This is a genomic window from Lactobacillus delbrueckii subsp. delbrueckii DSM 20074 = JCM 1012 (genome assembly GCF_001433875.1).
GTDB lineage: Bacteria > Bacillota > Bacilli > Lactobacillales > Lactobacillaceae > Lactobacillus > Lactobacillus delbrueckii.
Map to the genome: position 1 here is coordinate 1 of NZ_AZCR01000081.1, position 4850 is coordinate 4850.

5 protein-coding genes and 1 pseudogene are annotated in these 4850 nt (G+C 51.6%); 2 read left to right on the plus strand and 4 right to left on the minus strand.

All coding sequences use genetic code 11. The features are described from left to right. Nucleotides 1-117 precede the first annotated feature (117 nt). Complete coding sequence (mscL, locus tag FD23_RS08130; RefSeq protein ID WP_025896108.1) at nucleotides 118-594, plus strand: large conductance mechanosensitive channel protein MscL; 477 nt, start codon at nucleotides 118-120, stop codon at nucleotides 592-594. A 79-nt stretch (nucleotides 595-673) separates the two neighbouring features. On the opposite strand, the gene FD23_RS08135 is transcribed toward mscL, so the two are convergent. Next, entirely contained in the window at nucleotides 674-2107 is a 1434-nt protein-coding gene (locus FD23_RS08135; RefSeq protein ID WP_025896109.1) for a nicotinate phosphoribosyltransferase, read from the minus strand. 68 nt (nucleotides 2108-2175) lie between these two features. Then, nucleotides 2176-2730, minus strand: coding sequence for a cysteine hydrolase family protein (locus FD23_RS08140; protein ID WP_052933545.1), 555 nt, complete (start codon nucleotides 2728-2730; stop codon nucleotides 2176-2178). Nucleotides 2731-2982: 252 nt separating this feature from the next. Between FD23_RS08140 and FD23_RS08145 the strand changes: the two genes are divergently transcribed. Further along, entirely contained in the window at nucleotides 2983-3840 is an 858-nt protein-coding gene (locus tag FD23_RS08145; RefSeq protein WP_025896111.1) for a hypothetical protein, read from the plus strand. On the opposite strand, the gene FD23_RS08150 is transcribed toward FD23_RS08145, so the two are convergent. Beyond that, nucleotides 3833-4099 carry a DUF1294 domain-containing protein gene (locus tag FD23_RS08150; RefSeq protein ID WP_003620715.1) on the minus strand — a complete coding sequence of 89 codons (267 nt, stop codon included), beginning with the start codon at nucleotides 4097-4099 and terminating at the stop codon, nucleotides 3833-3835. The two genes, FD23_RS08145 and FD23_RS08150, sit on opposite strands and share 8 nt — an antisense overlap. Nucleotides 4100-4195: 96 nt before the next feature. Next, nucleotides 4196-4771 (minus strand): annotated as a pseudogene (locus tag FD23_RS08155) (NrtR DNA-binding winged helix domain-containing protein); the annotation flags it as partial. Nucleotides 4772-4850: the final 79 nt, after the last annotated feature.

The window sequence follows — 4850 nt, forward strand, 5'->3', positions numbered from 1 at the left end:
ATTTTTTGTGCTCTAATCCAGTGAAAACGATTTTTCTTACTGGATCGGAACAGTGTTCAGTTTAATTTTACAATCGGCGAATTTATATAAGTACTAAATTATGTTTGGGAGTATCCTATGCCAAATCGAATTAATCTGCCAGACGGCCGGCAGGCTGTCGAATCTACTAAGGGCTTCTTCGGGGAGTTCAAGACCTTCATCTCTAAGGGCAACGTGATGGATATGGCCGTCGGTATCATCATCGGCGGTGCCTTCACCACCATCGTCAAGGCCCTGGTCAGCGACATCATCAGTCCGCTTTTAGGTCTGGTCGGTGGGATGAATTTTGACCAGTTCTCACTGAAATTTGCCGGGGTAACCCTGGCATATGGGAAGTTCTTGACCGCGGTCATAAACTTCTTGATGATGGCCTTTGTCCTGTTTTTGATCGTCAAGGCCTTCAACCGGGGCGGGTTCTTGATCAAAAAGGAAGAAGAGGTTGAAGAAGAAGCAACGACCAAGGTCTGCCCTTACTGCAAGAGCGAGATCGACATCGAAGCCAGCCGCTGCCCGATGTGTACGTCACAATTGGAAGAAAAAATGGCTGAACAATAAAATAGCAGGCAAAAGAAAACGAAGCTGCTCTACTTGAGCAACTTCGTTTTTTGTTTATGCAATTAAAGCGATGACTTACTTAAAGCTTGTGGTCCTTGATCATCTTGGCTTGCAGGTCAGCCAGGGCAGGAGTCAGGTAGACCGGGTAGCGGTCCGGGTTAAGCAGTCTTTGGGTTTCTTCAGGCAGTTCAGCCAGCTTTTCGTACATGTGCTTTTGAATCTTAAAGGTGTCAGTTTCAATTGACTGAGCTCTTGGCCCAACTACGACTTGCGTCAGCAATTCAGCATCGAAGTCCTTTAAGTCAGCTTCGGTTTCAGTCATCATTGGGTCCATGTTGATCCCAACAAATTCTTCAGGCAATTCTTCGTCGGCCAGGGCGATCACGTCCGCGAAGGCGTTTCTCGTGCCCTTGTGGTAGAGACGGTAAGCCTTCTTTTCCCCTGGTAGGGTGATCTTTTCCTTGGAGTTGGACAGCTTGATCTTTGGCTGCCATTCCCCGTCGCCAATCTTCAAAGCGGCCAGCTTGAAGACCCCGCTTAGAACCGGTGAGCTGGAGCTGGTGATCAATTGTTCACCAACGCCGAAGCTGTCAAGCGGCGCGCCTTCTTGGAGAAGGGAGTGGATGACGTTTTCGTTCAAGGCATTGGAAGCAGTGATGGTTGCTTCCGGGAAGCCAGCGTCGTCCATCATCTTGCGGGCCTCGCGGGATAATTTGGCGATGTCGCCGGAGTCGATCCGGATGCCGAACTTCTTGTGGCCCTTGGTGCGGAGCTCCTCGAAGACTTTGATAGCGTTAGGCACGCCGCTAGTTAAGACATCGTAAGTGTCGACCAAAAGCAGGGCGTTGTCCGGGTAGACTTCCGCCCACTTTTCAAAGGCTTCGAGTTCGGTTGGGTAGCTTTGAACCCAGGCGTGGGCCATGGTGCCGACAACCGGGATGTTGTACTTGGCTGCTGACAAGACGTTGCTGGTTGACCCGCAGCCGCCGATAACGGCAGCTCTGGCGCCCAGAACGGAAGCGTCCGGACCTTGGGCCCGGCGGGCACCAAATTCCATGACTGGCCGGCCAGCCGCGGCCAGGTTGATCCGGCGGGACTTGGTGGCGATCAAGGACTGGTGGTTGATTAGGTTAAGGACGAAGGTTTCCAGCAATTGACATTGAATCAAAGGCCCCTTGACCGTCAGGATTGGCACCCGCGGGAAGACCGGGGTGCCTTCTGGAATCGCGTATACGACGCAGTCGAAGGTCATGGTTTCCAGGTAGGAAATGAATTCAGCGCTGAAGAGCTTGAGGGACTTCAGGTAGTCGATGTCTTCCTTGGTGTAGTGGAAGCCCCGCAGCTGTTCAACGACTTGTTCAAGGCCGGCGGAGACGACGAAGCTGCCGTTGTCTGGAACAGTCCGGTAAAAGACGTCGAAGACGGCTTCGGTATCTCTTGGCAGGGTTTCAAAGTAGCCGTTAGCCATTGAGAATTCGTACAGGTCGGTAATTAACGCGTGTGATAAAGACATAGTGTAAAAATCTGCTTTCTCAAAAATATAACTGTTAAAAGTAAAAATAAAAACTTAAACGGTAAAGGTTAGTCGACGACTTCAGCGCCCAGGCAGGACTTGAAGTGGTTCAGTGCCCATTCCTGTCCCGCGTCGTTTAAAGCGGCAACTGCCTTTTCGTGCACCGTGATGTCGTAGCCATGGTTGTAGGCGTCCATGGCGGTGTGCAGGACGCAGATGTCCGTGCAGACCCCGGCCAGGTGAACCCGGCTGACCTTGCGTTCACGCAAGAAGAGGTCCAGGCCGGTAGCGCAGAAGGCAGAGTAGCGTGACTTGTCCAAGACAAGGACGTGCTCGTCGTCTTGATGTTTATTATACCAAGTTTGCAGGGGTCCGTAGAACTCCCGGCCCCAGGTATTTGGCAGGTTGTGGGGCGGGAAGAGCTTGGTTTCCGGGTGGTAGGGGTTGCCCTTAAAGTGCTTGTCGGTTGGCAGGATAACCCACTTGCCGGCGGCCAAAAACTGGTCGGCCAAGCTGACAATCTGGTCAGCCAAGGCCTGGGCAGGTGCCCCGCAGGTCAGAGCGCCTTTGTCATCTACGAAGTCATTGGTATAGTCAATGATCAAGAGTGCTTCATTTTCCATCTTTTTCTTCTTCCTTTGTTAAAAGTATAACTTACCTAAAATAGGATAAAAACAAAAAGTAAAATGGACTTTTACTCGCTTGACGTAAACTTTACTCTAGAAAAGATTAATTTGCAAGTTTTTCAGACAAAGAAGGTAAATTAAGCGTTTTTTTACCAACAAAAACGGAACTTTCTTTATAAAAGATCCGGCAAGATCTATAATTAGGGGTGGAAAGTAGGAATGATTATTGACAAAGAAAGAGTGTAAAAAATGAAGAAGAACAGGAAAAATTTGGCCCTGCTTCTGCTGGCGGCCAGCTTGCTTGCCGGTTGCGCGGGTCAAAGCAATAGTCAGTCCAGTCAATCCAGCCAGGCTAAGAGCGAGAATAAGGCGGAAAGTAAGGCCAGCTCTAAGTCGGCGGCTAAATCCGCGGCCAGTTCTGCCGTTAGTTCGACAAAATCCTCCTCAAGCCAGGCCAGCTCTAAGTCCGCGGCTTCCAGCAGCCAAAGGGCAGATGCAAACCGGATGGGGACTTTAACTAGTCAATTAAGGGTCAAGCTGCCGGGGATGCTTTTGCCGGCGGCTGACGGCTTAGGTCAGGGCAGCAGCAACTTGAATATCCGCTACGCCAGCTCAAGCAGCCAGAATGTTGTTTACTACAGCATCGGAAATAGTCCGCTGGCCTTAAATGACAGCCGGATTGCCAGTGAGAAGCCATATGCCGTTTTAACGGAAAAAAAGAATGTGGCTGACGCCAGCAGCTTGATTAATTACCAAGAGCCCAAGACCGGTCTGCCAGCGGTTAAGATTGCCAGCAATGTGACTGGGACAGAAGAATGGGCGGCTGGGTCGACTTATCTGCAGTTCAACCAGGGCCAGTGGTCCTTTGTTGTCCGGGCAAGCAATGTCCAGGGGCAAAAGCCGCTGCCAACGGCGCAAAAGCTGCTGGCGCTCTACCAGCAATATGGTCTGCCGGATACGGCGGCAAAGTCCAGCGTGCAGGTTGATGTTGGCGAAAGCCTAGGTTCTTTGAACACGGTGATCACCTGGGCCAAAGGGTCCAGCGTTTATCAGCTTAAGGCCCACAGTACGGAGACCGCCTTTAAGATGCTCAAGAGCCTTAACTAAAGCTGAGAATAAGGTAATCAATCGCGGCCCAGAGGATAAAGCCGGCGAAGATTGCCAAATAGAAGTAGGCCTTGCGGACCTTGTGGTGAAAGGCCAGCATGCCCAGGCCGGACCCGACAGGGGCCAGCAGGCCGCAGGTAAGCAGCAGCCGTTCGGGGATGCGCCAGGCGTGCATCCGGGCTTTAGCCTTGTCGATGCCATAGAGGGCAAAGGCGATTAAGTTGATAAGCAGCAGGCTGCTTTGCCAAAAGTTGTTCATGTCGTCTCCTGGTTATTTCCTAGTTAGTTTTAAAGAATTACAGGCCACCCTGCTCAGGCAGGGTGGTTTTTTGCAAAAAAGAAAAGCAAGGCAGTTTTAGCCTTGCTTGTTGTTAGCCTTTCTCCAGAGTATATTGCTCTGCGTTTCCTTAAGGCAATAGAGCTTTGGCGGCCGTCCGCTCTTGTGGTAATTCTTCTGCACGCCCAGCTCGGTAAAGAGGGAACCGTGGGTCTTGCGGAAGTTGGAGTTGTCGATCTCATCGACTGTGGTCTGGAAGAAGGGGGCGTAGACCTCGCGGGCTTCGCGGAGGGTGAATTTGGGGCCAAGGATCTGCAGGATGCTGGGCTGGTAGTCCAGTTTGTTGCGGATGCGCTGGATAGCCACGGCGATGATTTCGTCATGGTCAAAGGCCAGGGCGTGGGATTTTTCCTCTAATTCAAAGGTCAGGTCCTTGTCAGCGGAAAAAAGCTCATACTTGTGGCCGAAGTTTTCAAAGGCGAACCAGGCAACATCGCTGGCCCCGTAGCCTGGCCGCAGGTTAGGCATGGCGGGCAGGTAGGTCATGTAGGTTAGGGCCAGGGCCCGCTCGCCGGGCGTCCGGTGGGGGGAGGTAAAGGTGGCCAGCTGTTCGGTGGAAGTTTCCGGCAGGTCAAGGCCGATTTTTTCTTTGATCGCCAATTGCAAGAATAAATTGAACACTTACCATAACATCTGGTAGATTTTGACTATCTACGCCGGTAAATGCGGTCAA

Bases quoted from the DNA above. Each gene is read 5' to 3' on its own strand.
- mscL (WP_025896108.1), top strand. From the start codon at position 118: ATGCCAAATCGAATTAATCTGCCAGACGGCCGGCAGGCTGTCGAATCT.
- FD23_RS08135 (WP_025896109.1), bottom strand. From the start codon at position 2,107: ATGTCTTTATCACACGCGTTAATTACCGACCTGTACGAATTCTCAATG.
- FD23_RS08140 (WP_052933545.1), bottom strand. From the start codon at position 2,730: ATGGAAAATGAAGCACTCTTGATCATTGACTATACCAATGACTTCGTA.
- FD23_RS08145 (WP_025896111.1), top strand. From the start codon at position 2,983: ATGAAGAAGAACAGGAAAAATTTGGCCCTGCTTCTGCTGGCGGCCAGC.
- FD23_RS08150 (WP_003620715.1), bottom strand. From the start codon at position 4,099: ATGAACAACTTTTGGCAAAGCAGCCTGCTGCTTATCAACTTAATCGCC.